This is a genomic window from Shouchella rhizosphaerae (assembly GCF_036700015.1).
Lineage (GTDB): Bacteria > Bacillota > Bacilli > Bacillales > Bacillaceae_D > Shouchella > Shouchella rhizosphaerae.
Window position 1 is genome coordinate 3,663,011 of record NZ_CP144921.1, and the last position, 24,408, is coordinate 3,687,418.

Annotated in this window: 30 protein-coding genes; 17 read left to right on the forward strand and 13 right to left on the reverse strand. The window is 44.5% G+C overall.

Features of this window, described 5'->3' with window-relative positions; translation table 11 throughout:
- The first annotated feature begins 86 nt into the window (after window positions 1–86).
- Both V5G21_RS18185 and V5G21_RS18190 read left to right on the forward strand, forming a co-directional pair.
- Entirely contained in the window at window positions 87–1,070 is a 984-nt protein-coding gene (locus V5G21_RS18185) for an aromatic acid exporter family protein (protein ID WP_063609079.1), read from the forward strand.
- Window positions 1,071–1,102: 32 nt separating this feature from the next.
- Window positions 1,103–1,618: a L,D-transpeptidase gene (locus tag V5G21_RS18190; RefSeq protein WP_011246594.1), complete on the forward strand. Its 516-nt coding sequence runs from the start codon at window positions 1,103–1,105 to the stop codon at window positions 1,616–1,618.
- 27 nt (window positions 1,619–1,645) lie between these two features.
- On the opposite strand, the gene prli42 is transcribed toward V5G21_RS18190, so the two are convergent.
- Window positions 1,646–1,744, reverse strand: a complete 99-nt coding sequence (gene prli42 / locus V5G21_RS18195; protein WP_152024044.1) for a stressosome-associated protein Prli42 — start codon at window positions 1,742–1,744, stop codon at window positions 1,646–1,648.
- Between the two features lie 71 nt (window positions 1,745–1,815).
- Here prli42 and V5G21_RS18200 point away from each other — a divergent pair, with 71 nt between their 5' ends.
- Both V5G21_RS18200 and V5G21_RS18205 read left to right on the forward strand, forming a co-directional pair.
- Window positions 1,816–2,229, forward strand: a complete 414-nt coding sequence (locus tag V5G21_RS18200; protein ID WP_073304035.1) for a VOC family protein — start codon at window positions 1,816–1,818, stop codon at window positions 2,227–2,229.
- A gap of 34 nt (window positions 2,230–2,263) precedes the next feature.
- Window positions 2,264–3,403, forward strand: a complete 1,140-nt coding sequence (locus V5G21_RS18205) for a M20/M25/M40 family metallo-hydrolase (RefSeq protein WP_063609077.1) — start codon at window positions 2,264–2,266, stop codon at window positions 3,401–3,403.
- Between the two features lie 291 nt (window positions 3,404–3,694).
- Here V5G21_RS18205 and V5G21_RS18210 read toward each other — a convergent pair whose 3' ends face one another.
- The gene (locus tag V5G21_RS18210; RefSeq protein ID WP_156323104.1) at window positions 3,695–3,871 is read right to left on the reverse strand and encodes a hypothetical protein; all 177 of its coding nucleotides are present in this window, start codon (window positions 3,869–3,871) and stop codon (window positions 3,695–3,697) included.
- Between the two features lie 149 nt (window positions 3,872–4,020).
- Here V5G21_RS18210 and V5G21_RS18215 point away from each other — a divergent pair, with 149 nt between their 5' ends.
- Entirely contained in the window at window positions 4,021–4,455 is a 435-nt protein-coding gene (locus V5G21_RS18215; protein WP_011246597.1) for a YaaR family protein, read from the forward strand.
- An 11-nt stretch (window positions 4,456–4,466) separates the two neighbouring features.
- Entirely contained in the window at window positions 4,467–4,922 is a 456-nt protein-coding gene (locus V5G21_RS18220) for an SRPBCC family protein (protein ID WP_011246598.1), read from the forward strand.
- A 41-nt stretch (window positions 4,923–4,963) separates the two neighbouring features.
- On the opposite strand, the gene cbpB is transcribed toward V5G21_RS18220, so the two are convergent.
- Entirely contained in the window at window positions 4,964–5,404 is a 441-nt protein-coding gene (cbpB, locus tag V5G21_RS18225) for a cyclic-di-AMP-binding protein CbpB (protein ID WP_011246599.1), read from the reverse strand.
- Between the two features lie 147 nt (window positions 5,405–5,551).
- Between cbpB and V5G21_RS18230 the strand changes: the two genes are divergently transcribed.
- Window positions 5,552–5,800: a hypothetical protein gene (locus V5G21_RS18230; RefSeq protein ID WP_011246600.1), complete on the forward strand. Its 249-nt coding sequence runs from the start codon at window positions 5,552–5,554 to the stop codon at window positions 5,798–5,800.
- A 48-nt stretch (window positions 5,801–5,848) separates the two neighbouring features.
- Here V5G21_RS18230 and V5G21_RS18235 read toward each other — a convergent pair whose 3' ends face one another.
- From V5G21_RS18235 to V5G21_RS18245, 3 genes are all read right to left on the reverse strand, one after another.
- Window positions 5,849–7,624 (reverse strand): S8 family peptidase, encoded by a 1,776-nt coding sequence (locus V5G21_RS18235; RefSeq protein ID WP_073304037.1) that lies wholly within the window; start codon window positions 7,622–7,624, stop codon window positions 5,849–5,851.
- Entirely contained in the window at window positions 7,621–8,421 is an 801-nt protein-coding gene (locus V5G21_RS18240) for a divergent polysaccharide deacetylase family protein (protein WP_073304039.1), read from the reverse strand. The genes V5G21_RS18235 and V5G21_RS18240 overlap by 4 nt, the downstream gene beginning before the upstream one ends.
- A gap of 101 nt (window positions 8,422–8,522) precedes the next feature.
- The gene (locus V5G21_RS18245; protein WP_011246603.1) at window positions 8,523–8,825 is read right to left on the reverse strand and encodes a MerR family transcriptional regulator; all 303 of its coding nucleotides are present in this window, start codon (window positions 8,823–8,825) and stop codon (window positions 8,523–8,525) included.
- A 203-nt stretch (window positions 8,826–9,028) separates the two neighbouring features.
- Between V5G21_RS18245 and V5G21_RS18250 the strand changes: the two genes are divergently transcribed.
- The 3 genes from V5G21_RS18250 (at window position 9,029) to V5G21_RS18260 (ending at window position 11,141) form a co-directional block, all read left to right on the forward strand.
- Window positions 9,029–9,322 carry a hypothetical protein gene (locus V5G21_RS18250; protein WP_035204047.1) on the forward strand — a complete coding sequence of 98 codons (294 nt, stop codon included), beginning with the start codon at window positions 9,029–9,031 and terminating at the stop codon, window positions 9,320–9,322.
- A gap of 53 nt (window positions 9,323–9,375) precedes the next feature.
- Window positions 9,376–9,552, forward strand: a complete 177-nt coding sequence (locus tag V5G21_RS18255) for a hypothetical protein (RefSeq protein WP_169024142.1) — start codon at window positions 9,376–9,378, stop codon at window positions 9,550–9,552.
- Window positions 9,553–9,782: 230 nt separating this feature from the next.
- Window positions 9,783–11,141, forward strand: coding sequence for an aspartate kinase (locus V5G21_RS18260; RefSeq protein ID WP_035204049.1), 1,359 nt, complete (start codon window positions 9,783–9,785; stop codon window positions 11,139–11,141).
- 45 nt (window positions 11,142–11,186) lie between these two features.
- Here the strand turns inward: V5G21_RS18260 and V5G21_RS18265 are convergent, their stop codons facing one another.
- The 4 genes from V5G21_RS18265 to proB all read right to left on the reverse strand — a co-directional run bounded on the left by V5G21_RS18265 (window position 11,187) and on the right by proB (window position 15,304).
- A complete protein-coding gene (locus V5G21_RS18265; RefSeq protein ID WP_011246607.1) occupies window positions 11,187–11,966 on the reverse strand; it encodes an ion transporter in 780 nt (259 codons plus the stop codon).
- Between the two features lie 109 nt (window positions 11,967–12,075).
- Window positions 12,076–12,927: a pyrroline-5-carboxylate reductase gene (proC, locus tag V5G21_RS18270; RefSeq protein ID WP_095254695.1), complete on the reverse strand. Its 852-nt coding sequence runs from the start codon at window positions 12,925–12,927 to the stop codon at window positions 12,076–12,078.
- Window positions 12,928–12,938: 11 nt separating this feature from the next.
- Window positions 12,939–14,186 (reverse strand): glutamate-5-semialdehyde dehydrogenase, encoded by a 1,248-nt coding sequence (locus V5G21_RS18275; protein ID WP_338465000.1) that lies wholly within the window; start codon window positions 14,184–14,186, stop codon window positions 12,939–12,941.
- Complete coding sequence (gene proB, locus V5G21_RS18280) at window positions 14,186–15,304, reverse strand: glutamate 5-kinase (protein WP_011246610.1); 1,119 nt, start codon at window positions 15,302–15,304, stop codon at window positions 14,186–14,188. The genes V5G21_RS18275 and proB overlap by 1 nt, the downstream gene beginning before the upstream one ends.
- Before the next feature lie 673 nt (window positions 15,305–15,977).
- Between proB and asnB the strand changes: the two genes are divergently transcribed.
- The 4 genes from asnB to V5G21_RS18300 all read left to right on the forward strand — a co-directional run bounded on the left by asnB (window position 15,978) and on the right by V5G21_RS18300 (window position 19,847).
- Window positions 15,978–17,828: an asparagine synthase (glutamine-hydrolyzing) gene (gene asnB / locus V5G21_RS18285; protein WP_011246611.1), complete on the forward strand. Its 1,851-nt coding sequence runs from the start codon at window positions 15,978–15,980 to the stop codon at window positions 17,826–17,828.
- Window positions 17,829–18,029: 201 nt separating this feature from the next.
- Complete coding sequence (locus V5G21_RS18290; protein WP_011246612.1) at window positions 18,030–18,983, forward strand: acetylxylan esterase; 954 nt, start codon at window positions 18,030–18,032, stop codon at window positions 18,981–18,983.
- 76 nt (window positions 18,984–19,059) lie between these two features.
- Window positions 19,060–19,539, forward strand: coding sequence for a VanZ family protein (locus V5G21_RS18295; RefSeq protein WP_244835542.1), 480 nt, complete (start codon window positions 19,060–19,062; stop codon window positions 19,537–19,539).
- Complete coding sequence (locus V5G21_RS18300; RefSeq protein WP_011246614.1) at window positions 19,536–19,847, forward strand: MGMT family protein; 312 nt, start codon at window positions 19,536–19,538, stop codon at window positions 19,845–19,847. The genes V5G21_RS18295 and V5G21_RS18300 overlap by 4 nt, the downstream gene beginning before the upstream one ends.
- Before the next feature lie 75 nt (window positions 19,848–19,922).
- Here the strand turns inward: V5G21_RS18300 and V5G21_RS18305 are convergent, their stop codons facing one another.
- Window positions 19,923–20,468 carry a GbsR/MarR family transcriptional regulator gene (locus V5G21_RS18305; protein WP_011246615.1) on the reverse strand — a complete coding sequence of 182 codons (546 nt, stop codon included), beginning with the start codon at window positions 20,466–20,468 and terminating at the stop codon, window positions 19,923–19,925.
- A gap of 196 nt (window positions 20,469–20,664) precedes the next feature.
- Window positions 20,665–20,763, reverse strand: coding sequence for a YjcZ family sporulation protein (locus V5G21_RS21485; RefSeq protein WP_073304043.1), 99 nt, complete (start codon window positions 20,761–20,763; stop codon window positions 20,665–20,667).
- A 223-nt stretch (window positions 20,764–20,986) separates the two neighbouring features.
- Between V5G21_RS21485 and V5G21_RS18310 the strand changes: the two genes are divergently transcribed.
- From V5G21_RS18310 to V5G21_RS18320, 3 genes are all read left to right on the forward strand, one after another.
- A complete protein-coding gene (locus V5G21_RS18310) occupies window positions 20,987–21,484 on the forward strand; it encodes a PTS sugar transporter subunit IIA (RefSeq protein ID WP_011246616.1) in 498 nt (165 codons plus the stop codon).
- A 148-nt stretch (window positions 21,485–21,632) separates the two neighbouring features.
- Complete coding sequence (locus tag V5G21_RS18315; RefSeq protein WP_011246617.1) at window positions 21,633–22,193, forward strand: DUF2179 domain-containing protein; 561 nt, start codon at window positions 21,633–21,635, stop codon at window positions 22,191–22,193.
- A 190-nt stretch (window positions 22,194–22,383) separates the two neighbouring features.
- The gene (locus V5G21_RS18320; protein WP_011246618.1) at window positions 22,384–23,508 is read left to right on the forward strand and encodes a 2,3-diketo-5-methylthiopentyl-1-phosphate enolase; all 1,125 of its coding nucleotides are present in this window, start codon (window positions 22,384–22,386) and stop codon (window positions 23,506–23,508) included.
- A 54-nt stretch (window positions 23,509–23,562) separates the two neighbouring features.
- On the opposite strand, the gene V5G21_RS18325 is transcribed toward V5G21_RS18320, so the two are convergent.
- A complete protein-coding gene (locus tag V5G21_RS18325; protein ID WP_011246619.1) occupies window positions 23,563–24,396 on the reverse strand; it encodes an undecaprenyl-diphosphate phosphatase in 834 nt (277 codons plus the stop codon).
- Window positions 24,397–24,408 lie beyond the last annotated feature (12 nt).

A 24,408-nucleotide genomic window follows, 5' to 3' on the forward strand; every position in this document is an offset into this window, starting at 1 on the left:
TCCCGCAAGTTGGGCATTCCCCAGTCGATTTTCGTCCGTTTCCGTGGTACACTACAACCATAACGACTGGAGAAAAAAGGGATCAAATGCCATTTAAAATTGGTTATCGCACGTTAAAGACTGCTGTTGGTGTCGTGATTGCTTTAAGCATGGCTGAAGCATTGAAATTGGATTATGCCAGTTCTGCAGCAATCATTACAATTTTATGTATTTCGGTTACGAGGAAAAACTCACTATTGGTTTCTTGGGCACGTTTTGTTGCCTGTATGATCGGCATTGTTATGAGTGCGGTCATGTTTGAAACATTGGGCTACAAACCAATCATTGTTGGTCTGTTTATTTTATTGTTCATTCCTGTTGTCCTCGTTGCAAAGTCGGCGCAAGGCATAGTCACCAGTTCTGTTATTGTCATGCACCTTTACACGCAAAAGCAGGCGACATTCGCGTTTTTCTTGAACGAACTTCAGCTAATAGTGATTGGTATTGGCACAGCGCTGCTTATGAACTTATACATGCCATCTAAAGACAATGTGCTTCGCCGCTATCGGATTGAATTTGAGCAAAAACTGGCTGTTATTTTGCAGGAATTGGCTGCCTTTATTCGAGAAGGGGAGAGCGACTGGGATGGCAAAGAAATTTCCGAAGCAGACCATTTGTTAAAAGAAAGCAAGACAATCGCACTTCAGGCAATGGAGAACCACTTGTTGCGGGAAGAAGACCATTATTATCACTACTTTGCCATGCGCGAAAAGCAATTGGAAATCATTGAACGGATCATGCCCCACTTAGCTAGCCTTGAGGGAGCAGTAACGCAAAGCGAGCCAATTGCCGATTTTTTAAGCGAATTGAGCGCTGCCGTCAGTCCGACTAATTCTGTCCCTTATTTTATGCTGCGGCTCGAAGAACTAAAAGCAGCCTTTCGCGCTATGCCATTGCCGGCTACGCGGGAGGAGTTTGAAACAAGGTCATCACTTTTGTATGTGATGAATGAATTTGAACAATATTTACAAGTGAAAGATGCGCTTTGGAGCAACAAGCAGGATAAAAAAAGACCATTTCGCAAAGCCTAATGGAAAGATCCGTAAAAGGAGAGGCGTATGAAGTGAAATGGTCTTTTTTGTGTATTTTTTTAGTTATGTCGCTACAGCCCTTGCAAATGCCTGGTGACACGGATTGGGAGGTTGAAAAAGCGAGTGTCATCGTCAATGTCCGTACCAATACGCTCGCGTTAATTGAAGCCAACCATATTGCAGAAATTCATCCTGTCGCCACTGGGAAAAAAGGGGATGAAACGCCCCTTGGACAGTTTACGGTTTTAGTGAAAGTAGAACAGCCCTATTACCGCAAAAAAAATATTCCCGGTGGAGATGCTCGTAATCCATTAGGAAGCAGATGGATCGGTTTTGATGCCTTAGGCACGGCAGGCCGGACATATGGGCTACATGGTACTAACCGACCAGGCTCAATCGGTTATAGCGCCTCTGCAGGCTGTATTCGCCTCGCAAATCCGACAATTGAACGACTTTACCAAAAAATCGACATCGGCAGCAAAATATTCATTGTCAACGAACATCGCTCCTTCCAAGCGATTGCGAAGGAAGCGGGGCTAATAAATTAAAACAGTGCGCTTCTCGCGCACTGTTTCTTAGAAAAAGCCGAGTCCTGCTGCTCCTGTTAGAATCGTGCCAATAACTAAGGTTGCAATCATGATATACACTATCAAGCGCTGGAATTTACGCGGCATCTCCATTCCTCCCCAAATCAACTACTTTTTAGTTTACCCGAAGAAAACACAAGCAATCAAGGGGTGTTTTTATGGACCATTTTCAAATTGACCATATTGCTATCGCCGTTCCTTCCTTAAACACCAGCCTTCCTTTGTTTGAACAAGTGCTTCAAGCGACTGCCAGCCATGAAGAAAGGCTGCCACACCATCAGGTTAATGCTGTTTTTATTAATGGGATGGGAGTGGGGTATGAACTGATTGAACCTCATCCTAGCAACGTATCGTTGCAACGCTTTCTAGCGAAACAAAACAATCGACCTGCTTTTCACCACATTGCTTTTTCGGTTGCTAATATAGAGACGGCCATAGGAATGTTGAAAGAAAAGCACGTCCGCTTGACGAGTGAGTTGCCGCTTATCGGAAGCTTCGGACGGAAGGTTGCTTTTATTCATCCGAGCAGTACAGGCGGTTTGCTCGTTGAACTTTGTGAGGGAAAAACGTGAAATCAATTAGCAAATCAGCTATAGTAAAAAGGAAATGGAAAAGCAGCGATGGAGTGATGACGTGTATTCAAGAGTAGTCGAAGAGTTTTTGGAACTTGTGCAAATCGATTCTGAAACAAAACATGAAGAAAAAATGGCAAGTGTTTTAAAAGAAAAATTCACATCACTAGGCTTAGCCGTAGTCGAAGATGATGCAAAAGAAAGAACGGGCCATGGCGCAGGGAATTTAATTTGTACGTTGCCTGAAACAAGCAGCGGATTTGATCCACTTTATTTCATTGCCCATATGGATACAGTTGGCCCAGGAAAAGGGATTCAACCAATTGTAGAAAATGGCTATATTCAAACGGACGGGACAACCATTTTAGGAGCAGACGATAAAGCGGGAATTGCGGCAATGTTAGAAGCAACTCGTGTTCTGCAAGCATCGAAAGAACCACATGGCCAAATTCAGTTTGTCATTACTGTAGGCGAAGAGGCTGGCTTAGTTGGTGCGAAAGCGTTGGCCAAAGATGCGATTTCTGCTTCTTATGGCTATGCTCTTGATAGCGACGGAGAAGTAGGGGGCATGATCACGTCAGCGCCTTCGCAAGCAAAAATCTTTGCAAAAGTATATGGCAAAACGGCTCATGCTGGCGTCGAACCTGAAAAAGGAATATCAGCTATTGCAGTTGCTTCCAAAGCTGTTTCAAAAATGCCGTTAGGAAGGATTGACGCAGACACGACAGCCAATATCGGTCGTTTTGAGGGCGGTACGCAAACCAATATTGTTTGCGACGTTGTTACGATCACCGCCGAAGCCCGTTCCCTTGTAGAAGAGAAGCTAAAACAGCAAGTTGAAGCGATGAAACAAGCTTTTGAACAAGCCGCATTAGAAATGAGCACAAGTTGCGATGTACAAGTGACATACAGTTATCCTGGCTATCGGGAGTCAGAGGACACAAAAGTTGTTCAGACTGCAATTCGCGCAATTAAAGCATGTGGGTTGACGCCTATGACTACTTCAAGTGGGGGAGGCAGTGATGCCAACATCATTTCTGGATACGGCATCCCGACCATTAACTTATCAGTAGGTTATGAAGGGATTCATACAACAAGCGAACGAATTTCGATTGAAGCGCTTGAAAATACAGCAAAACTTGTCGTAGAAATTGCCCGCTCAGCTAGGAAATGAAATAAAAAAAGAACGGGAGTAGAGAATGGACTTGATCTCTACTCCTATTTTTTCATGGATGGTTGGTGAGGATCCATCAAGCAGAAAACGCAGAGAGGGGAGGCGACTAGCAAGGTTAGAGGAAATGTCTTCTGTGGTGGCTGCTTCCACTATGACAAGGGAATGTCATCAACTTCGTGTCTTTTGGAGCCTTTTGTAACAGCAGTCAAAAGGAGATAGGGTTAATCTGTTGAAGTAATTCCACAGAAAAAAGGCTGATCCATTGAATCAGCCTTTTTTGTACGTGTCGATTTAACTATACTCCATCGTTTCTAAAATCATTTCTTCCGTTATGCCACTCATCATAGATAGGGTGCGCAAATCAGGAGAGGCATTGTGCTGGCTCCAGTAAGCAAACAAACATTCAATAATGCGCTGCTTATTTTGCTGGTACATGGTCCGTTTTGTTTGTAATAATGGGTTCACCATTTTTGCGCCACCTCCGATATAAGTAGAGGGTATACATGCAATCTACTATATTATCATGATAACTTATTTTTAAACAAGTTTCAAACCGATTCCAGGCGGTTTCCCTTCAGTGCCCTTCGTGCTAAACTTAAAGAAAGGTGGCGATCAACATGCTAGATATTGAGAGAGTCCGTGAGCAACAAAGACCTTTACCAATCAGCAAAATCCGAGCGCAACAATCGCACACTTCCTTTCAAGGTGTGTTTGAAGAGATTGCCGGGCATAAAAGTGAGAAAACGGTTTATGCCATACTCGAAACGTTAGAAAAAGATGGCGAGCGCTTGGCAAAACATCGGACTGCGGCAGAACTGCACGCATTTAAGCGAAGCGTGAGGCAGTGTGTAAGCCATTTGCTGGAATCATTAAAAGTGGAAACAGCGTCAAGTGCGGCGAGTGGACAAGTGAGGCAGTACAAATTGGTGAAAGAAATCGATAAAGGGCTTGTGGAACTGACGAACGCGGTCTTTGACCAAAGCAAGAGCGAACTGGATTTGCTCAACAAAATTGGAGAACTGCAAGGGCTAATTATCCAGTTGTATTTATGAGGTGAGCAAAAATGGATACATTTGTATTTACGTACAGAACTCGTATCAATGCCACGATGAAACAAGTTTGGTCGTTCTTTTCGGATGCGACAAATATTGAAAAAGTGCACAAGCGACCGAAAGTGAGAGTATGTAAAAAAGGGGAGAAGGATTTAGAATCAGTGATTATGTTAGCCGCTTTTCAAATCAAATGGAAGTCGGTCATCACTGAGGAGCGCAAAGGCCATTATTTTATCGACGAAGCGGAGAATCCTCCTTTCCCTTTTTCGTATTGGCGTCATAAGCATTCGTTTGAAAGGGAAGGGGACACTATTTTAATGGTGGATGAAGTTTCCTTTCGCGCTAAACTGCCGGCCAGTATAATCGCTAAAGGGTTAAACGTTATGTTTAAGGCTCGTGAAAAACACATACACGCTTATTTTCAAAACAAAGCTTTAACGGAAACCGAGGTCGAATCACCACAATAGCATTCGACTTCGGTTTTCGTCACTTGATAAAATGGCCACCATTAGTGTTGGTGAAGGTATTTGCTGATTAGGGCGAGTGTTGAGCGCCTTGTCAAAATGCCAGAAAACGCTTGTTCTTCATCAACGACACATAAAAACGAATGGTTGATCAATAAAGAAAGCGCTTTTGAAAATGGGGCATCCGGTCGGATACACGGCACATCTTTTGCCATCACATTGTTTACTGTTAATGTAGACAGCCTCTCAAGTTCAAAATCTTCATCGCCAAGCATCGCATCTAGGATCAGCGATTTGCTGATTAAACCACGAAGGCGGTAGGAGGCATCGAGAACTGGAATGGCTGTATAACCTGATTTTATTAACACAAGTAGGGCATGCTGCAAAGGGTTGTTCATTTGTACATGAGCCACTTTATCGGCAGAAATGATGAGTGGCGCAATGTCTTTATCCGAAAGAGGAAGGTCTTTTAATGTATGTAACATGGAATCACTTCTTTTAATAGATTTGTTCGACTGCTGTCGCTCTTCTTTAATGGTAAACGCTGCAGCACAACCAGTCAAGGCAGGAACAGCAATCGTTATAAGAGTGAAGAATTTGGCCAAAACTTATAGTAAGAAAGGGGTTTGGCCATGCATTCAAAACAAACAGTTAAATACATTTGCGAGCAATTTTCTTCAGGACATGAGTATTACTTTAAGCAAGAGTATATCACTCATGACAAATGGAGCAATTTAGACTCAGTCGCTTGGTCTGCTCCAAGGCCAATTCGGAAGGAAACATTTCTTAAACGGAAAAAGCAAGGATATTTGTGTGAATATGTGCAAAAGCAAACGGCTGTTATTTTGCCGTTTCATAAGAAAGCCAACGCTTCTAAATAAAAGCGTTGGCTTAAACCACTGTATTTCCATTTTCCTTCAACCTGTCTTCTATCGGGGCTGATTTTGGTTAAGCGAAGCTTGTACATTCATTTCCCCGTAGCCATAATAGACGTTATAGTCGCCATCGCCAAGCTGATCGCATGCGCCAAGAATGATGTCGCCAATTTGATCGTTGTTTAAGTCTGGATTCGCTGAACGCAATAAGGCGGCAAGTCCGGCAACGTGTGGAGAAGCCATTGATGTTCCTGACAATACGGCATATTGGTTGTCTTTGTATGTGCTCGGAATATTTTCTCCAGGGGCAGCAAGATCGACATGGTCTCCAAAATTGGAGAAGAAAGAACGGTTGCGGTCTTGGTCTACTGCAGCAACGGTGATGACTTCCGGGTATACTGCAGGGTACATTGGTTCTTCTGAGTTATCGTTACCTGAGGCGCTAACAATGACAACATCATGTTTATCTGCATATTGGATTGCTTCATATAAAAGATCAGAGTGATAATAATCGCCAAGGCTCATATTAATGACGTCCGCTCCGTGGTCGACTGCCCAATAAATTCCCCTTGCAACGGAATAAGAGGAGCCTTCGCCATTTTCGTCAAGCACTTTTATAGGCATGATTTTGCTTTGCCAAGATACGCCAGCAACGCCATCGATATTATTCGTAACAGCGGCGGCAATGCCAGCAACGTGGCTGCCGTGTCCGTTTGTGTCTTTATAATCCGAACTGTCGTCAATAGCGTTGTACCCTTCTGTGAGCTTCCCTTTTAAATCTGGATGATTAGGATCCACACCCGTATCAATGATTGCAATTGTTGTATTAGTGCCATTGGCGAAATTCCAGCCATCATCTGCGTGAATTTGTTTAAGGTTCCATTGGTATGGCTTGAAATATTCGTCGTTTGGCTCCACTTTCTTTTCTACTGTGCGGACTTGATTCGAAAAGGCATAGTTCGGTTCGGCAAACAACACAGTTTCGTCTTGCTGTAAATCTTCGATTAGTCGCTGAAGCGCCTTATTACTGTCCTTCACAATATAAAAAGGGTGGTTGTCGGCTAGCAATTCGTATCCCTTTTTTTGGGCCCATTCGTTACCATTTATTTGCGGCGGCAATTTCACCACTGCTTGGTTTTCGTGAAAGGACTGGATGGCCACATTGTCGTCAGATTTGACGTAAATATTCCATCCTAGTCCAGGGACTGTCTGAGCTTCCAGTTCGTCTGGAAGTTCATCAATGGACGAGAATTGGACATTTGGGTCGCTTCCATTGACAAAAAACGTTCCGGAACTGTCGGCGATCGCTGCTGTTTTAGCCAGGTAGGATTGGATAAAGCTGAGGTCGATTTCCCCAATGATACGTTGTCCGTCATCTTTGTCCTTGCCCATAAGCATAAAAGTGTTACCGTTTTTGTTATAAGGATTCGAATAATGCATGCCGTTATCTTGATGGATCAATAGGCTTGTATCGATGGTGGAGAGCGTGCCGGCAGCTAAAAGCGGCGAACCTCCTTTATCCAAAACGGAAAAGCCGGAAATATAAGGGTGTTCATTTAATTCTTGTTGAAATTCATCCGTCAGGCTCTCTCCCTGGGTATTGGCCCATTTTTCTAATTGCCCGGATAGGGAGGAGATAAAAAGCGTTGTTGTTTTTGCCAAGTCTTCTGCCATTAACCGGTCTTTGGAAGTAGAGTGGACACGGCTTTTAGGCTGATGTGAATCAAAAACGGCTGTATGTGGCTGGCTTTGTTCGACTTGGCTTGTGAAAACCATGCCAGCAATAGCAAGGGCAGCCAGTGCGATTCCCCATATTGCAGGTTTTTTCATTTGTTACCATTCCTTTTTTGTAAAGTCTGTTCTATTTGTGAATTTGTCCAAGCAGATGGAAAAACAAGCTTGTAGCCTTGTTTCTTCAAATGCGGCAGGCCAGCTTTAATGCCTGCATAAGTTTGTTCCCCTTTAACTCCGACATGTCCAATGGCGATTGGGTGTTGATGCATGTTTCCCTTTGCTGCGAAAGTTTGCATTTTTGCCTGTACTTGTTGGGTAGTGGAGAGCGTATCGTCTAAAAATAGCTTGTTCTCAAAACAAGGGATTTGTGCTTTTAAAGCAAGTTCTGGCATGACGGAATGAGGGGTGGTCTTGCTGTCAACAAGGTATAACCCATTGGTTTTGGCAAATTCCACAATTAAACCAACAATCCGTTTGTCTTCCATTGCTTTTGACCCCATATGGTTGTTTAAACCAACGGCATAGGGGATTTGTTCGTAAGCTTCGCGTAAGCGTTTATTAATTTCTTCGTTGCTTAAATCCACAGTAATCCCATTTGGCCCGAGCCATGAAGCTTTGCCGCTTTTAGGTTCAAGAGGTAAGTGAATGATCACTTCTAACCCGTTCTCGTGTGCTGCAATTGCTTGCTCGGTTGTGTAGGGCATATTCGGCATAATAGCAACTGTAACGGGAATATCCCCTTGTAAAAATGCGTCTACTCCTTTCACATTGCCGCCAAAATCATCAATAATAATAGCGACATCTTTATTGGCGGCATCGCAAATAGTGTTTGGACAAAACATCACTAGGAAGATGAGCAAACAGACAGTGCGAGTGACAATGTTAACTGCCATGAATAGCACTCCTTTGTTTTTTTTAGTTTCTATTGGCAACGTCTTGTTCATGCGTGGAATGTATAGGAAATAAAAAACCAGTCCCCGTGAAGGAGAACTGGTCATTTACGAATATTAAAGGCGGCGTTCAGCTGGCCTCTTAACATGCGCTCACGGACTTCCTGTTTACGCAATGCTTTTTGTTCCATTTTTCGGATTTCGAATGTTTGCATACCGTCTTCCATCTTATTGGCAATGTCAACCAATCGTTCGACATCAAGAAAAGAATATTTGCGTGTGCCTCCTTTTGAACGTTCAGGAAACAGCAATTTCCGTTCTTCGTAATAGCGAATTTTTCGTTCTGAAAGACCGGTAAGTTCACTTACAACGCCGATTGTAATTACTTTTTTATCTTTATAAGACACGCCATTCCACCTCGCTGTAATGGATAATCGCCATGTTGTTTGTAACAATATATCACACAAAAACGATTGATGTGCATTTTGATGTAAGAAAATCTAACAAAATACGTTTGGTGAAGTCTCCATAATCGCGCCTGTCAAATTTCCTTGCTTCCGTTAACCAAAATAGGTAGACTAAAAATGGATTGAGGAGAAGGAGGAAAACAATGCGTCGATATCGTTGGCTATTCGGAGTCGCGGCAAGCATTCTTATTATTGCATTAGGGTTTATGATTCAAGTCGAGTACGGACCGTCGGATAGTGAGCGCGTGATCGTTGATTACAGTAAAAATGCCTACTCGTCACCTGCTTGCTTTGACCAAGCTGGGTTTACAAACAATATAGGCGAGTCCACATACGGAGAAGTTGCCAATGACTCCACCTATGTCCCTGAATCATCCTGTACAGCTGTCGAATTTGCTACAAAGCGTGGGCCTCTCTGGTTTGCTTGGTTTATGTAGGTTTTTTCTAGCATGAAAACGGGTACATAATGGACAAAGGAGGCGTTTTGTCCATGGGAAAACAAGGGAAAGAAACAAGTGAAAATTGGAAAGAACAGCGAAACCGCGACCAAGTGGAACAACCCTTTGATGAATTGCCTCTTGAAGATATTGAAAAAGAGGAAGAGGAGCGCAGAGAGAAAGAACGGACGAAAGACGATTCCGAATCAGAGGATGCGTACAAGCCATAAAGAGGGTTGAAGGAGCCAGAATAGAAAAAAGGGCTCCTTTTTTCAGGCCTAAGTTGTAGCGATATTTTGAATATGGTATTATGAATAATTAACGAACGTTTTTAAGCGTTTGAGGTCGATAAAATCACTCAGACTGATAGAAAACGCTTGTCAAACGACGAAGTATGCGAGCGTTTGTCTACAGTCTGAAACGTTTTTTAGTTTAGAAAGAGAGTGGGGCTGGAGAGAACGTGAAAGTAGCAAAATTTGGCGGTTCATCCGTCGCAAATGCAGAGCAAATTAAAAAAGTGGCTGCCATCATCAAAGCGGATAATAAACGGAAGATCGTGGTTGTTTCAGCACCAGGAAAGCGTTACGCTGATGATGCAAAAATGACAGACTTGCTCATTGCCTTGGCCGAAGCTAAAGTGGCAGATCAGCCAGTAGAAGCAGCATTTAATGCTGTGATGAACAGGTATGAATCGATAGCAAACGATTTAGAGCTTAATCGCGATGTGATCGCTGAAATTGAAGCAGATTTGAAAAACCGTCTTGAGCAAACAGTGGCGGGCAAAGGGCGCTTTCTTGATATAATGAAAGCTAGCGGAGAAGACAACAATGCAAAACTCATTGCTGCTTATTTAAGCAAAATCGGTCTAAAAGCTACGTACATAAACCCGAAAGATGCTGGACTTCTTGTTAGCGATGAACCAGGGAATGCCCAAGTGTTGCCTGAAGCATACGAGGCGCTTGCCAAGTTGGCTGAAATGGACGGAATCGTCGTGTTTCCCGGTTTTTTTGGATTCTCAAAATTAGGAAATCTTGTTACTTTCCCAAGAGGCGGCTCCGACATTACAGGGGCTATATTGGCCGCTGCTGTTCAAGCCGAGCTTTATGAAAATTTCACTGATGTTGATTCTGTTTACGCTGCGAATCCATTTATCGTTGAGGATCCAGTTGAAATCAAACGAATGACTTATCGGGAAATGCGCGAACTTTCTTACGCGGGCTTTTCCGTCTTCCATGATGAGGCCTTGATTCCGGCCTTCCGCAACGACATTCCTGTATGTGTGAAAAATACAAACAATCCTAAATGCAGTGGCACATTAATTTTGGCGGAACGTGAGCGATCACTTAATCCTATTATTGGCATTGCTTCCGATGAAGGGTTTGCCACCATTTATGTACGAAAATATTTAATGAACCGCGAAGTCGGATTTGGTCGCCATCTATTGCAAATTTTAGAAGATGCAGGGATTTCTTATGAGCATATTCCTTCTGGAATTGATGATACATCTGTGATTATCCGGCAAACGCAACTTTCTGATCAGTTGGAAAACGCCATTATTGAGCGTATTAAAGAGGAGCTTAACGTAGACGACGTCCACATTGAGCATGATTTTGCGATGGTCATGCTCGTTGGAGAAGGCATGCATAATACAGTAGGTGTAACAGCTAGAGCTTCATCTGCTTTGGCAAAAGCGGGGGTTAACATCGAAATGATTAACCAAGGCTCGTCTGAAGTTAGCCTTGTGTTCGGCATTCATTCAAAAGATACTAAACAAGCTGTCCGCGTGCTTTATGAGGAGTTTTTCGGACAAAAGCAATAGCCGTATGTATGAAGACCAGTTGGTGCCAACTGGTCTTCGGTTGTTTTATGACGAACGTTCTTTTTTAAGCATTTCTTTTAACTCATCCAATTGCCGTTGGATCGTTTCTAGCTCTTGTGAATGGGCATTGTCGGCCTCTTCTTTATTGGCTTTTTCAACATTATTGACGATGACGCCGATAAATAAATTGAAAATGATAAACGTACCCACTAATACAAAGGAAACAAAATAAATCCAAACCCACGGATTAAATTCCATGAGTGGTCTCATCAAGCCGCTCGACCATGAGTCAAGTGTAACGATTTGGAACAGCGTTAAAATCGTGCGCTGCAAATTTCCAAAGTACTCTGGGGATAGCTCGCTAAATAGCATTGTGCCAATGACTGCAAAAATATAAAGAAAAATCCCCATTAAAATGAGAATATTGGCGAGTGATGGGATCGTCATGATAAGGGCATCGACGAGGCGCCGCAAAGAAGGGACAACGGATACAGCACGAAGGACCCGAAGGACGCGCAAAATGCGAAGCACCGTCACAAAATGCCCACCAACAAATACATGGCCAGCTAATACAATGACAACGTCAAACCAATTCCAGCCTTTTCGAAAAAAAGACCGCCCTTCTGCTGCAAAACGCATTGCTATTTCAATCGTAAACAGCCAAAGCAACATTCGGTCCAGAAAGTGGAAAAAATGGCGGTTGGTTTCATAAATACTTGGATACGTTTCTAGTCCAACTAAGATTGCATTAAATAAAATCAGGATGATAATCGTTGCTTGGAACGTCTTATGGTTGACAACCAGCGCAAATTTGTCTTTCAGCAATTTGTGGTTCTCCCCTTAAATAATTGGTACAGCGAATCAGAGCGCGTTTTCAGAAAGGCGCTCTTCTATCGTACCAGCAAACGATCAAAAAAGGGAAGCAGCAATTCCTTTATTGGTGCTTATGAATGGGATCGCGTTCAAACGAAGCGCCAATCGCAGCGGAGCGCTTGACAGCTTGATGAATCGCCTGTTGAAACAGTTCTTGAGCGGAAGAATGATCTAAATGGGCAATCGCTGCTTCCGTCGTCCCATTTGGGCTCATGATTTCTTTATAAAGGTCTTTAGGCGATTTGCTGCTATTGGAAAGCTGTTTGGCGGCGCCGCCAATCGTTTGGTTAATCAATGCCCGTGCCTCAGCTGGAGAAAGCCCTTCCGCAATGGCGGCATTAAGCATGGCTTCGGCGACGTAATAAATATAAGCAGGGCCGCTCCCAGCTATGCCAGTGGCTGCATCCATTTGTTGTTCGTCTACAACCGTCACTGTGCCGATAGATGAAAAGAGCGTCTTGGCGAAAGCAAGTTGCCGCTCTGTCGCGTAAGTGCCAATTGACAAAGTTGTGGCCGAGGCAAGCACATGGGCCGACGTATTCGGCATCGCTCGTATCACCGCTGTATCCGCAGGCAGCCAGCTTTCTAGCGTTTCAAGCTTGATGCCTGCCGCAACGGATATAACGAGCTGTTTCTGCGGATTGAGCAGTGAAACAAGCGAATCGGCCACTTCTTGGACGTTATGAGGTTTGATTGCTAGTACAATAACGTCTTTGCCTTTAACTGCCTCTTCATAGGATTGCGCCGCGTGGACGCCATAGGCAGCGTGGAGCTGATTAAGACGTTTGCGGTTGTTCGCGTTTAATACGGTGATGTGGGGCGCTTTGCCGCCGTTAGTTTTGGCTATACCGCCTATAAGCGCTTCAGCCATTGAACCGGCGCCTAAAATGGCGACGGTTGTCTGATGTGTCATGAATAAGCCTCCTATTCTTTCACTTGTCCTTCCCCGTAAATGCCATATTTGCTCGTCGTTAAAGCTTTTAAGCCCATTGGCCCTCTCGCATGGAGTTTTTGAGTACTAATGCCAATTTCAGCGCCAAACCCAAATTCAAACCCATCTGTAAAACGAGTTGAGGCATTATGGTATACACAAGCCGCATCGACAGTGGCGAAAAAGGTGTCCCGTTCTGCCAATGATTCTGTAATAATTGCTTCAGAATGTTTTGTCCCATATTGATTAATATGAGCAATCGCTTCATTTGTATCAGCGACAACACGAATGGCTAAGCGCAGATCCAAATATTCAGTCGACCAGTCGTCCTCATTTGCTTGTGCAATGCGTGGATCAAGGGTGCAAGCTCCTTTATTGCCGACAAGTGAGACCCCTTTTGCAGACAAGCGTTCGACTAGTGCTGGCAAATGAGCTTTTGCAAACGATTGTTCAACAAGCAGTGTTTCGCATGCATTGCATACAGACGGGCGTTGCGTTTTAGCGTTGACGACAATATCAAATGCCATATCAGGGTCGGCAGAGCTAGCGACATACACATGGCAGTTGCCAACGCCAGTTTCAATAACAGGAATGGTCGCCTCCTGCAACACCGTTTGAATTAAATTGGCCCCGCCGCGAGGGATCAGAACGTCAATCGTTGATTTTAACTGCATCATGTTGGCCGCTTCCTCTTTCGACGTGTCTTCCAGTAATTGAATGACGTCAGGGTGAATAGGCGAGTTTTTAAATGCTTTTTTCAATGTGCGGACAATCGCTTTGTTGGAGTGGAGAGCGCTGGCGCTTCCACGCAAGACGACAGCGTTGCCCGTTTTGACTGCTAATGTGCAAGCGTCGACGGTCACATTTGGCCTTGCTTCATAAATCATCCCCACTACACCGAACGGTACGACCATTTCCTTGATAACAAGCCCGTTCGGCCGTTTGATCTCCTCTTTTACTGCGCCAATCGGATCAGGCAATTCAATTAAGTGGTCAATCGCTGTGGCCATCGCGTCAATTCGCGCTTTTGTTAACAACAATCGGTCAATTAAGTGGTCGCTAAGCCCGTTTTTCTTAGCATTGGCAATATCCAATTGATTGGCTTGGAGCAATACGTCTGCGTCTGCTTTTAGTTGTTGGGCCATCGCTTGAAGCACGTTGTTTTTTTCTGCTGTAGTTGCTTGTGAAAGGGATGGGGCATGCGCTTTTGCTTTTTGTGAGATCAATTTTGCAGTTGCCATTAATAAGAACACTCCTTTTTTGTCGCCACCCAAAAGTCGCGGTGAATAACAGCTTTTTTTGAACGTTTTGTTAGAGACAAGGCTTCCTCGCTATTGAGTCCTTTAATAAGCTCTAGTTCATGTTTGCTAAAGTTGGTTTTCCCCTTGCCGATGGGGCGGTTGTTGAAAAACACTTCAATGATGTCGCCGGCTGAAAAATCGCCTTTAGCTGAGAGTACGCCTGCAGGCAGCAAGCTTTTGCCCCTTTTTAACAACGCGGTTGAAGCGCCGCTGTCGATTTCAATGCTTCCAGCCGGTTCGCTATGGAAGACAATCCATTGTTTTGTCGTCGACATCGTTTTATTTGTAAAGGGGCCGAGATACGTACCATCGCCTTTACCAAGTAAAACATCTGTAAACGTTTCCCTTCCTTTGCCATTGCCGATAAATACATTTGTACCAAGCTCAATCGCCGTTTTCGCAGCAAGCAGCTTCGACTTCATGCCTCCTGTTCCAACGGCAGAAGTATCAGCGCTCACCCGATCAAGCAATGCTTCAGGTACGCTTGCTAAGTAATGGTATTTTTTGGCGTTAGGCGAGTCGTTTGGGTTTTGGTCATATACACCGTTGACATCGGTATACAAGCAGAGCATATCTGCGTGAATGATGCCGCTAACGAGGGCAGACAAGCGGTCATTGTCGCCAAACGTCAGTTCATCGACTGAAGTCGAGTCGTTTTCGTTAATGACTGGAATAGCACCTCGCTTTAAGAGTTCACGCAATGTTTGTGAAATGTTTGAAAAACGTGCTGGATCCGCAAAGTCGGCTCGTGTTAACAGCAGCTGCGCTGCTGTGTAGCCATGCAAGCGGAATGCATCCATATATGCTTGCATGAGCAAGCTTTGGCCAACGGCTGCTGCCGCTTGTTTTTGCGAAATGGATTTCGGCCGCTGGTGATAGCCAATGAGCGTAAAACCAGCCGCGACTGCGCCAGACGTCACGACAATCACATTTATGCCTTGATGGCGCAGCTCGCATATGGCTTCGACATGGCCTCTTAACCGTTCCGTGCTTAAGGCGCCGTTGCCATCTGTTAAACTGCTGCTGCCAATTTTAATGACAATCGTTCCTGTGGCCATTGGCCGCACCTCCTACTATAGCCATTTTTTCTACTGGTGCTTGCATTGTTCATGGGGTGAAAAAAGGTTCGAGCAAATAAAAAGAGCTTTTCCCATCCTCAAAAAGGACGGAAAAAGCTCCGCGGTACCACCTTCATTGGCATTGATTATGCCCACTTTCCCATTCTTTAACGCAGAATGCTACGCTGGTTTTTGCCAGCAGCGTCGTGGGGTAGGTTTCAAACGCAGAAGGGATGGTCGGTTTTTTCAGCCGGTGAAACCAACTCTCTTACATATTCTGCCTTTTACTGGTCCCAGTCATCACTGCACCGTACATATCGAATTGAAGTGATTATATCGAGCCTTGCGAAGAAAGTCAATTCTTTTTTTCTGTCTGCGGCTCGGTGTACGGTGAGAGAAAGCCCACAAACGATAAAGCAGATGTAATTTAGCTCTAGTGCCAATCGGAAGCAATTATGTTGACAAGGCGTTTCTCTTTTTAAAAGGCAAAAAGCTAAAAGGTTCTTTCTCTTCGTAGCAAGCGTTTCTTTTCCTAATCTTTGTGACGTTCGTCCAAAAGATTGCGCCATAAAAGAAGCACTTTTGTGATTTGGGCTGAATACGATAGGTTAGGAGTGAAGGGATAGGTAAGGCTGAGGTTTTACTTACTTCCTAGAAAGGGCTGATGGAATCGATGTGTGGCATTACTGGGTGGGTTGACTGGCAAAGAAACCTACGCACGGAAACGAAACAGATGAAAAATATGGCAAACACGCTGAATCGGCGCGGCCCTGATGCGCTCGAAACATGGACGTCCGACCACGCTGCGTTCGGGCATGCGCGGCTTGTCGTTGTTGATCCAGAGGGCGGCAAACAGCCGATGACCCGCACTGCTAAAGGCAATACATGTACAATCGTGTACAATGGTGAACTATACAACACAGAAGAGCTACGCAAAGAACTTCTTGCCCATGGGCACACATTTGCTGGCCATTCAGATACAGAAGTGTTACTTAAAGCTTATATGGAGTGGGGAGCCGCATGCCTTGAAAAATTGAATGGCATTTTTGCGTTTGCTGTTTGGGATGAACAAGAACAAACATTATTTATGGCAAGGGATCGCCTTGGTGTTAAGCCGCTATTTTATACAGAAAAGGATGGCATGCTTCTCTTTGGATCAGAACTTAAAGCGTTGCTGGCCCACTCGCAAATCGAAGCGGTTGTTGACCGTAGCGGATTAGCTGACGTGATGGGGCTTTCACCTTCACGGACGCCAGGCCACGGTATTTTTAAAGGAATTGTCGAGTTGCGTCCGGCCCATTACTTGCAATTTAGTAAAAATGGTTCCGCAGTAAAACGTTATTGGCAATTGCAAAGCAATATCCATACAGAAACGGCACATGAAACCGCTGCTCACATTCGTGAACTTTTGGAAGATATTGTTGAGCGCCAGCTTTTTGCTGACGTTCCCGTTGGCATGTTTTTGTCAGGGGGTGTCGATTCTAGCGCGTTAACGGCAATCGCTGCACGCATCTACGAAAAGCAAGGGAACGCTCCGATTTTTAGTTATTCCATCGACTATGAGGAAAATGAAAAATATTTTAAGGCAAGTACCTTTCAGCCAAATGCCGATGCCGATTGGGTAGAAAAAGTCGCAGCTCATTGCGGCACCAACCATAAAAATTGCATTATCGGCAACGATGTCCTGGCCAATTTGCTAAAAGAATCTGTCCTTGTAAGGGATACACCGGGAATGGCCGACGTCGACTCATCCTTGTTGTGGTTTTGTAAGCAAATCAAAAATGATGTGACTGTTGGTTTGTCCGGGGAGTGCGCTGATGAAATATTCGGTGGCTATCCATGGTTCCATAAAGCAGAAGTGATGGCCATAGACGGTTTTCCTTGGATGCGCTCGCTTGATGAACGGATTCAATTGTTGCAGCCTGATTGGCAGAAACGCCTTAATCTCCAGGAATACGTGTATGATCGTTATAAAGAAACGATTCAAGAAACGCCGCGGTTTGACGGAGATTCTCCTGAGGAAGCTAGGCGGAGGGAAATTTCTTACTTAAATATGATTTGGTTTATGACAAACTTGCTAGACCGCAAAGACCGGATGAGTATGGGCGCTTCCCTTGAAGTCAGGGTTCCTTTTTCAGACCATCGCTTAGTCGAGTATGTGTGGAACATTCCTTGGGAGATGAAAACATATGGGGGCAGAGAAAAGGGGATACTACGCAAAGCATTGCAAGGATTGCTCCCTGACGATGTACTCTTCCGGAAAAAAAGCCCTTACCCGAAAACCCATCATCCTTTATATACGGCGGCCGTAACAAAGGCGATCCAGGAAGTCGTTCGCCAAAAGGACGCACCATTGTTCACTTTTATTAACCGCGATCGCCTTAAAGAAATTGCAGATAAAGGTGGTTTCGACACAGGGAAACCTTATTTTGGCCAATTAATGGCAGGGCCACAACTCCTTGCCCATTTTGTCCAAATCGATTACTGGATGAAGGCATACAACATTCAAATTGATGAATCGTGAGTATTTCGCTCAGTAAAGCGCTCATTTGGAGTGCTTGTGCCAGCGAAACGGAAGCAAAGCAAGTGCATGCAGGTTAAGGTCACAGTCTAGCCTCCTGCCCTTGGTTTGCTTTTTGTGTACGAATACGAGTGTGGGTCACGCTTTTTGAACCCTTTGAAAATTGGTATACTATACATAAAACGAAAAAGGGAAGGGACGCTTATGCCATTAGTCGATATGCCGTTGCGCGAGTTGTTAGCTTATGAAGGAATAAACCCTAAACCAGCAGATTTTGACCAATACTGGAACCGGGCCAAAACGGAAATTGAAGCGATTGATCCCGAAGTCACTCTAGTCGAATCTTCTTTCCAGTGTTCGTTTGCAAACTGTTACCATTTCTATTATCGAAGCGCTGGAAATGCAAAAATCCATGCGAAATACGTACAGCCAAAAGCAGGGGAGAAGACGCCAGCAGTTTTTATGTTCCATGGGTATGGGGGGCGTTCAGCCGAATGGAGCAGCTTGTTAAATTATGTAGCGGCGGGTTTTTCTGTTTTCTATATGGACGTGCGTGGACAAGGTGGAACTTCAGAGGATCCTGGGGGCGTAAGGGGGAATACATATAGGGGCCACATTATTCGCGGCCTCGATGCCGGGCCAGACGCGCTTTTTTACCGCAGCGTTTTCTTGGACACCGTCCAATTGGTTCGTGCTGCTAAAACATTGCCTCACATCGATAAAACACGGCTTATGGCCACAGGGTGGTCGCAAGGGGGCGCCTTAACGCTTGCCTGTGCTGCCCTTGTTCCTGAAATCAAGCGTCTTGCTCCAGTATACCCGTTTTTAAGCGATTACAAGCGAGTGTGGCAAATGGATTTAGCGGTTCGTTCGTATAAAGAATTGGCTGATTATTTCCGTTCATACGATCCGCAACATAAACGCCATGGCGAAATTTTTGAACGCCTTGGCTACATCGATGTCCAGCATCTTGCTGACCGGATTCAAGGAGATGTCCTAATGGGAGTTGGTTTAATGGATACAGAATGCCCGCCGTCTACCCAATTTGCTGCTTATAATAAAATAAAGGCTAAAAAATCGTATGAGCTCTATCCTGATTTTGGCCATGAGCACCTTCCAGGAATGAACGATCATATTTTTCGCTTTTTCACTAGTTGAACGAAGTTGTTTTTCCCACTCCATTCATGGGCTGTCCAAGCTCTGCATATAAGTGGATGGAGGGGAGGCTTTGATCGTGAATGTCCGAATGTTAGGGCGGTTACTGTTCGCTGCTTATATGGCAGTACTGTTTTACATCACACTGGTTGCATGGAATTATGGATCTTCGTTTGAACCTAGTGAGTTGGCCGGGCGTAATTATAACTACATCCCATTCCGCAGTATATATCGCATTGGCTTTTTTAGCTCTACAATTCGTGATCCCCTTTTTATACTTGGCGGGAACGTATTACTGTTTGTCCCATTTGGGTGTTTGTTGCCTTTGTCAGTTCGGTGCTGCCGACAAATAGGAAAGACAGTGATTGCCAGCTTTTTAGTCTCCAGTTCGATTGAGCTATGCCAGCTAGCCTTTACCCATCGTGTAGCTGACATTGATGACATCCTCTTAAATACTGCGGGTGGGGCTGCAGGCTATTGTTTATTTCGATTGGCCTTTTTTATAAAAAAACAGGTCGTGTTTTTGCCAATAATAAAAAGCGAGAGGAGGGGAAAATGATGGATGCCTTCTTTGAACATGTTTATACGGCCGTTCGCCGTATTCCCCGGGGGGAAGTCGCTTCTTATGGGCAAATTGCTCGCTATTTGCATGCACCCCGGCATGCGCGAGTGGTTGGCTGGGCGATGCGGCAATCGCCGCCTGATGTCCCGGCGCACCGTGTCGTAAAGCAAAACGGCGAGTTGGCCTCAGGCCTTTTGTTTAATGGGAAAACACAAAAGGAACGGCTATTGGAAGAAGGGGTTACGTTTTCACAGGATGGCCGCGTCGCAATGGAATTGCATAGTTGGACGGCGTGCCCGCTATAAGCGAAGGCACGCAATGGAAAAACGTTTACTGAAGGTGAATCTGATGATGGGATGTGGGTCTAACGCAAGGAGTGTTTAGTCTGGCTTGGGTACATGGTGAAATACATCGCCGCTCTCAAAAAAATCAACAAGATCGTCTAACCATTTGTAATAATGGAGCCACTGCTCCGTTTCTTTTAACAAATGGTTTAATTGCTCCATTTCGTCAGCGGACAAGTTGTCTGCTTCTCCCTCCATAAACCGTCTAACCTCATTTTGAATTCTTTTTCCAACTGCTCGGTTTTTAGCAATCACAGCTTGCCAATTCGCGACGAAAATGGAAATGAACGTTTGGTAGTAATCTTTTTCGACATCATATAAATCTTTGCGGACGCCTTTTTCAAACACTTTATGGGCAACATTTAAAGACAGCATTTCCCGTACAACTTGGCTCATCCGCGTTTTACTCATACCGGTTTCATCGGAAAGAGCTTCAAGCGTCATTGGCTTCCGGTTCATATAAATGATGCCGAGCACACGCCCTACCGTAGTAGAAACGCCATACGTCCGCATGTTTTCGGCAATGCGGTCAACAAACTGTTCTTCCATTCTTTTAATTGTATCAAGTGTATGTTGTGCCAATTCTTCATCCCGCCTGCTCAATATATTTATGTACTATATACACGTATCGTCTTAAAAACAAACATACTTTACCATATCTACGCGCAAAAGAAAACTGCTTGTTTTTGCATTGTTAGGTGCTCTATTTTGTTGTTGCCAATAAAGCCAGCGGGCAAACAAAAAACAGGCGAACTTGTGCCTGTTTTTTGTGTTTTTTTTAACAACAGATGTAAGCAGAGCCTACAATCACGAGAAGAATGAATAACACCACAATAAAAGCAAAACCGCCGTCATGTTTAAAACTCAATCGAATCACCCCATCTATTTTTTGTTCACGACAGCTTATGCAAATAAGCGGAAAAGTGCGTGGGCGGCTCCCTATTTTTAAAAACTAACCTGTTAGTAAAGCCTAGCGGCTGCTGTTCTTAGCTGTTGCAAGGGAAAGGAAGAGTGAGTCGAAATTTGACAGGGTGCAAACAGGATTATTACAATAATAAATGAGATGAGTGTGACGCTTATCGACAGTAAGGAGTGGTCATATGTTTAAAAAACTATTTGGAAAGAAAGAGACAGCGCCAGCGGAGGAAACCATTACCGCGCCGGTGAATGGAAAAGTTGTCCCAATAGAAGAAGTGCCTGACCCAACATTCGGTCAAAAAATGATTGGCGATGGATTGGCTGTTGAGCCGACGGATGGGCATATTGTCGCGCCTGTTAGTGGAAAGATTGTCCAAGTGTTTCCGACAAAGCACGCTTTTGGAATTGAAACGGCATCTGGGGCAGAATTGCTCATCCATATTGGCCTTGAAACAGTGGCGATGAATGGAGAAGGATTTACTGCCCATGTAAAAGAAGGCGATACCATTTCCGTCGGCGACCCGATCATTGACTTTGACGTAGAGCTTGTCAAAGAAAAAGCTGCGCACACGATTACGCCAGTTGTGCTAACCAACCCAGATCGTTATTCGCTTGAAAAACAACAAAACAGCGAAGCGATGGCTGGAAAAACAGCGCTTTTTACAATAAGAGCCAAATAATAGGGAAGAAACGCGTGGGCGCTTAGAGTCTGCGCGTTTTTTTATACTAGACTTTCCAGCTGTTTTAGGCATATTTTAGCTAGCGTTCGCCAAAGGAACCTGGTAAACTACCCTTTGATTGATCTGGAACAGAGGCGAGGTGAAGGAGTTGGTTTTACAAGCGCTTATTATCTTTTTTGCCCAGTTGATTTATGTGCCGATTTTAACATTGCGGACAATCATGATGGTTAAAGGGCTAAAGCAAAAGGCTGCGGCAATGGGCATGCTTGAAGGGGTTATATATGTAGTTGCCCTTGGCATTGTGTTTAGCGACTTATCGAATTATTACAATATGGCTGCTTATGCGCTTGGCTTTGGCATAGGGCTATATATTGGCGCAGTAATCGAAGAAAAACTGGCAATCGGCTATGTGAGCATTGAAGTAAATATCCCACAAAAAAACCAACCATTGATTAACCGCCTTAGGGAAATGGGTTTTAGTGTTTCCAGTTCTTCCGTCGAAGGTATGGCGTCAACGCGATGCCGCCTTGACTGCACGGCGCGCAGGGATAGGGAGAAGGAGTTTATTAAAATTGTGTCAGAATATGAGCCGCAAGCGTTTATCGTCTCGTTTGAACCACGCAATTTTAAAGGCGGCTACATTACAAAAGCGATGAAGAAGCGGCGAGAGAAATATTTAAAACGAAAAGCAAAGGAAGACGCCCATTAAAAAATGATCCAGGCTGATAGGAAACGCTTGTGAACCGATTGAAGGTTGACCAAACCAGGTGTTTATGAACAACGAAAGATGCAATTGCTTCAATCTGGACGCTGCTTGGCCTGAGCAGCGTTCTTGACATGGTAGCGCTTTATTTGTAATGTTGATATAAAAATCATCTTGTCGATGAGGAGGTTTGGCTGTGGCACAAATAAATGCGGTGTACTATGTAAGTGATTCAAATGAATTTATTGAGGAAAAAGCAGAGAAAATGGCCACTGGGCTCACGGCTAAGCCTTGGCAAGAAATGCCTGAAGCTGAGAAACAAGAAAGCTTTGCTTATAAAGGAAAAGTCGTTTCCATTAACGAGGACCCCTCTTACGGGGAAGGCAGCATTGTGACGATTTCATTCCCCGTTGCCTATGAAGTGCCAGACTTTCCCTCCATTTTAACAACGACATATGGCCGGTTGTCTTACGAACCGAATGTAAAACTGCTTGATTTGCAGTTTTCAAACGACTTAGTGGAGAGATTTCCAGGACCGCTCTATGGCATTGAGGGAATCCGTGATCTCGTGGAAGTAGAAGGGCGCCCGCTTGCGATGAGCGTTGCAAAAGGGGCGATTGGCCGTTCAATTGATTCCTTCCATGAACAAATGCTCGCCCATAGCTATGGCGGCATTGACATTATTCAAGATGATGAGCGGCTATTCGAACACAATTGGACGCCTTATGAACAACGGGTGCCCGCTGGGTTAGCCGCAATCGCCGAAGCAGCAGAACGGACAGGGCGAACGCCGCTGTATGTCGTCAATCTTACTGGCAAAACATTTGAGTTAAAAGAGCGGGCAAGAGAGGCAATTGGCTTAGGAGCGCCGGCACTGATGCTAAATGTATATGCGTATGGGATTGATGTGCTCCAAGGCCTTCGTGAAGATCCAGAAATTGACGTACCGATTTTTGCCCATTCCTCACTGACGGGAATGATGACACGCTCCAAACAACATGGCATAGCCTCTCGTCTTTTGTTAGGAAAGCTGCTGCGCATGGCAGGGGCAGACGCCGTTCTATTTCCTTCTCCTTATGGCAGGATCGGCATAAATCCAGAAGAAGCGCAACGGGTAAAAGACCAGCTGACAATGACGACTCAAATGAAGCGTGCCTTTCCAATTCCTTCTGCTGGCATTGATTTTCAAACGATTGCCACTGTCCGCCAAGATTTTGGCGAAGATGTCATTATCAATCTCGGCGGTAGCGTCCACCGTTATAAAGGCGGCGTAGAAGCAGGAGGCAAAGCATTTATCGAAGCACTTAACAGCGCGAACTAAAAAACAAACGAGTTGGGCATAGCCCAACTCGTTTTATGGTGTGTCTTACAAAATTTAAATGTCTGCATGTCCCAATGCATCTTGGAAAATAAAGACGAGTATGGCGACGATGAAACAATAGACGGCAAAATAGACAAGTTTGCTTTTGCGGACAAGGTTCAAGAAAAAGACAATCCCAAGCCAAGAGGCAATAAACGTGACAACAAAGGAAGCAGCAAGCTCAAATAAGCCTGTGCTCGCGAGCAAATCCCCTGAAATCAAATCATCAATTGCCAACACGGAAGACCCTAAAATAACCGGGATGGACAGCAAAAAGGAAAAGCGGACAGCTGTTTCCTTTGTCAGACCAGCAAACATGCCGACAATTAACGTCGTTCCAGAGCGTGAAAGCCCAGGAATGAGCGCTAGGCATTGGCCAAGCCCCACGATAATTGAATCCCAAATCGTCATTTCTTTTTCTGTTCGGTTTCCGTGGCGGACAAAACGTTCTATAATGATTAAGAATAGACCGGTGACCGCAAGTGCTAAGGCAATAAAGATAGGTGCTTTAAACGTTTCGCTTATGTAATCTTCGAACAAAATACCGGCAACACCTGTAATGCCTGTGGCGACAACTAAATAAATAGCAAACCAAAACATCGCTTTATTTTGCGGTGTTCGCTTTGTGAAATAGGCAAAAAAACCGCGAATAATCTCAATCAAATCATGGCGGTAGTAAAGAATAACCGCAAGAACAGAAGCGAGATGAAGAAGAATTTCAAAGCTAAAGCCGGCAAATGTCATGCCGAACAATGCTTGGACAAGAATGAGATGGGCGGAACTTGAAATCGGCAAAAACTCTGTAATTCCTTGAACAAGACCAAGGATGACTGCTTCTAGTAAACTCATAAGTGAATTCCC

Excerpts from the sequence above, each read along its gene's own strand:
- V5G21_RS18185 (WP_063609079.1), top strand. The coding sequence starts at position 87 with ATGCCATTTAAAATTGGTTATCGCACGTTAAAGACTGCTGTTGGTGTC.
- prli42 (WP_152024044.1), bottom strand. The coding sequence starts at position 1,744 with ATGCCGCGTAAATTCCAGCGCTTGATAGTGTATATCATGATTGCAACC.
- V5G21_RS18200 (WP_073304035.1), top strand. The coding sequence starts at position 1,816 with ATGGACCATTTTCAAATTGACCATATTGCTATCGCCGTTCCTTCCTTA.
- V5G21_RS18205 (WP_063609077.1), top strand. The coding sequence starts at position 2,264 with ATGGAAAAGCAGCGATGGAGTGATGACGTGTATTCAAGAGTAGTCGAA.
- V5G21_RS18210 (WP_156323104.1), bottom strand. The coding sequence starts at position 3,871 with ATGGTGAACCCATTATTACAAACAAAACGGACCATGTACCAGCAAAAT.
- V5G21_RS18215 (WP_011246597.1), top strand. The coding sequence starts at position 4,021 with ATGCTAGATATTGAGAGAGTCCGTGAGCAACAAAGACCTTTACCAATC.
- V5G21_RS18220 (WP_011246598.1), top strand. The coding sequence starts at position 4,467 with ATGGATACATTTGTATTTACGTACAGAACTCGTATCAATGCCACGATG.
- cbpB (WP_011246599.1), bottom strand. The coding sequence starts at position 5,404 with ATGTTACATACATTAAAAGACCTTCCTCTTTCGGATAAAGACATTGCG.
- V5G21_RS18230 (WP_011246600.1), top strand. The coding sequence starts at position 5,552 with ATGCATTCAAAACAAACAGTTAAATACATTTGCGAGCAATTTTCTTCA.
- V5G21_RS18235 (WP_073304037.1), bottom strand. The coding sequence starts at position 7,624 with ATGAAAAAACCTGCAATATGGGGAATCGCACTGGCTGCCCTTGCTATT.
- V5G21_RS18240 (WP_073304039.1), bottom strand. The coding sequence starts at position 8,421 with ATGGCAGTTAACATTGTCACTCGCACTGTCTGTTTGCTCATCTTCCTA.
- V5G21_RS18250 (WP_035204047.1), top strand. The coding sequence starts at position 9,029 with ATGCGTCGATATCGTTGGCTATTCGGAGTCGCGGCAAGCATTCTTATT.
- V5G21_RS18255 (WP_169024142.1), top strand. The coding sequence starts at position 9,376 with ATGGGAAAACAAGGGAAAGAAACAAGTGAAAATTGGAAAGAACAGCGA.
- proC (WP_095254695.1), bottom strand. The coding sequence starts at position 12,927 with ATGACACATCAGACAACCGTCGCCATTTTAGGCGCCGGTTCAATGGCT.
- V5G21_RS18275 (WP_338465000.1), bottom strand. The coding sequence starts at position 14,186 with ATGGCAACTGCAAAATTGATCTCACAAAAAGCAAAAGCGCATGCCCCA.
- proB (WP_011246610.1), bottom strand. The coding sequence starts at position 15,304 with ATGGCCACAGGAACGATTGTCATTAAAATTGGCAGCAGCAGTTTAACA.
- asnB (WP_011246611.1), top strand. The coding sequence starts at position 15,978 with ATGTGTGGCATTACTGGGTGGGTTGACTGGCAAAGAAACCTACGCACG.
- V5G21_RS18290 (WP_011246612.1), top strand. The coding sequence starts at position 18,030 with ATGCCATTAGTCGATATGCCGTTGCGCGAGTTGTTAGCTTATGAAGGA.
- V5G21_RS18300 (WP_011246614.1), top strand. The coding sequence starts at position 19,536 with ATGATGGATGCCTTCTTTGAACATGTTTATACGGCCGTTCGCCGTATT.
- V5G21_RS18310 (WP_011246616.1), top strand. The coding sequence starts at position 20,987 with ATGTTTAAAAAACTATTTGGAAAGAAAGAGACAGCGCCAGCGGAGGAA.
- V5G21_RS18325 (WP_011246619.1), bottom strand. The coding sequence starts at position 24,396 with ATGAGTTTACTAGAAGCAGTCATCCTTGGTCTTGTTCAAGGAATTACA.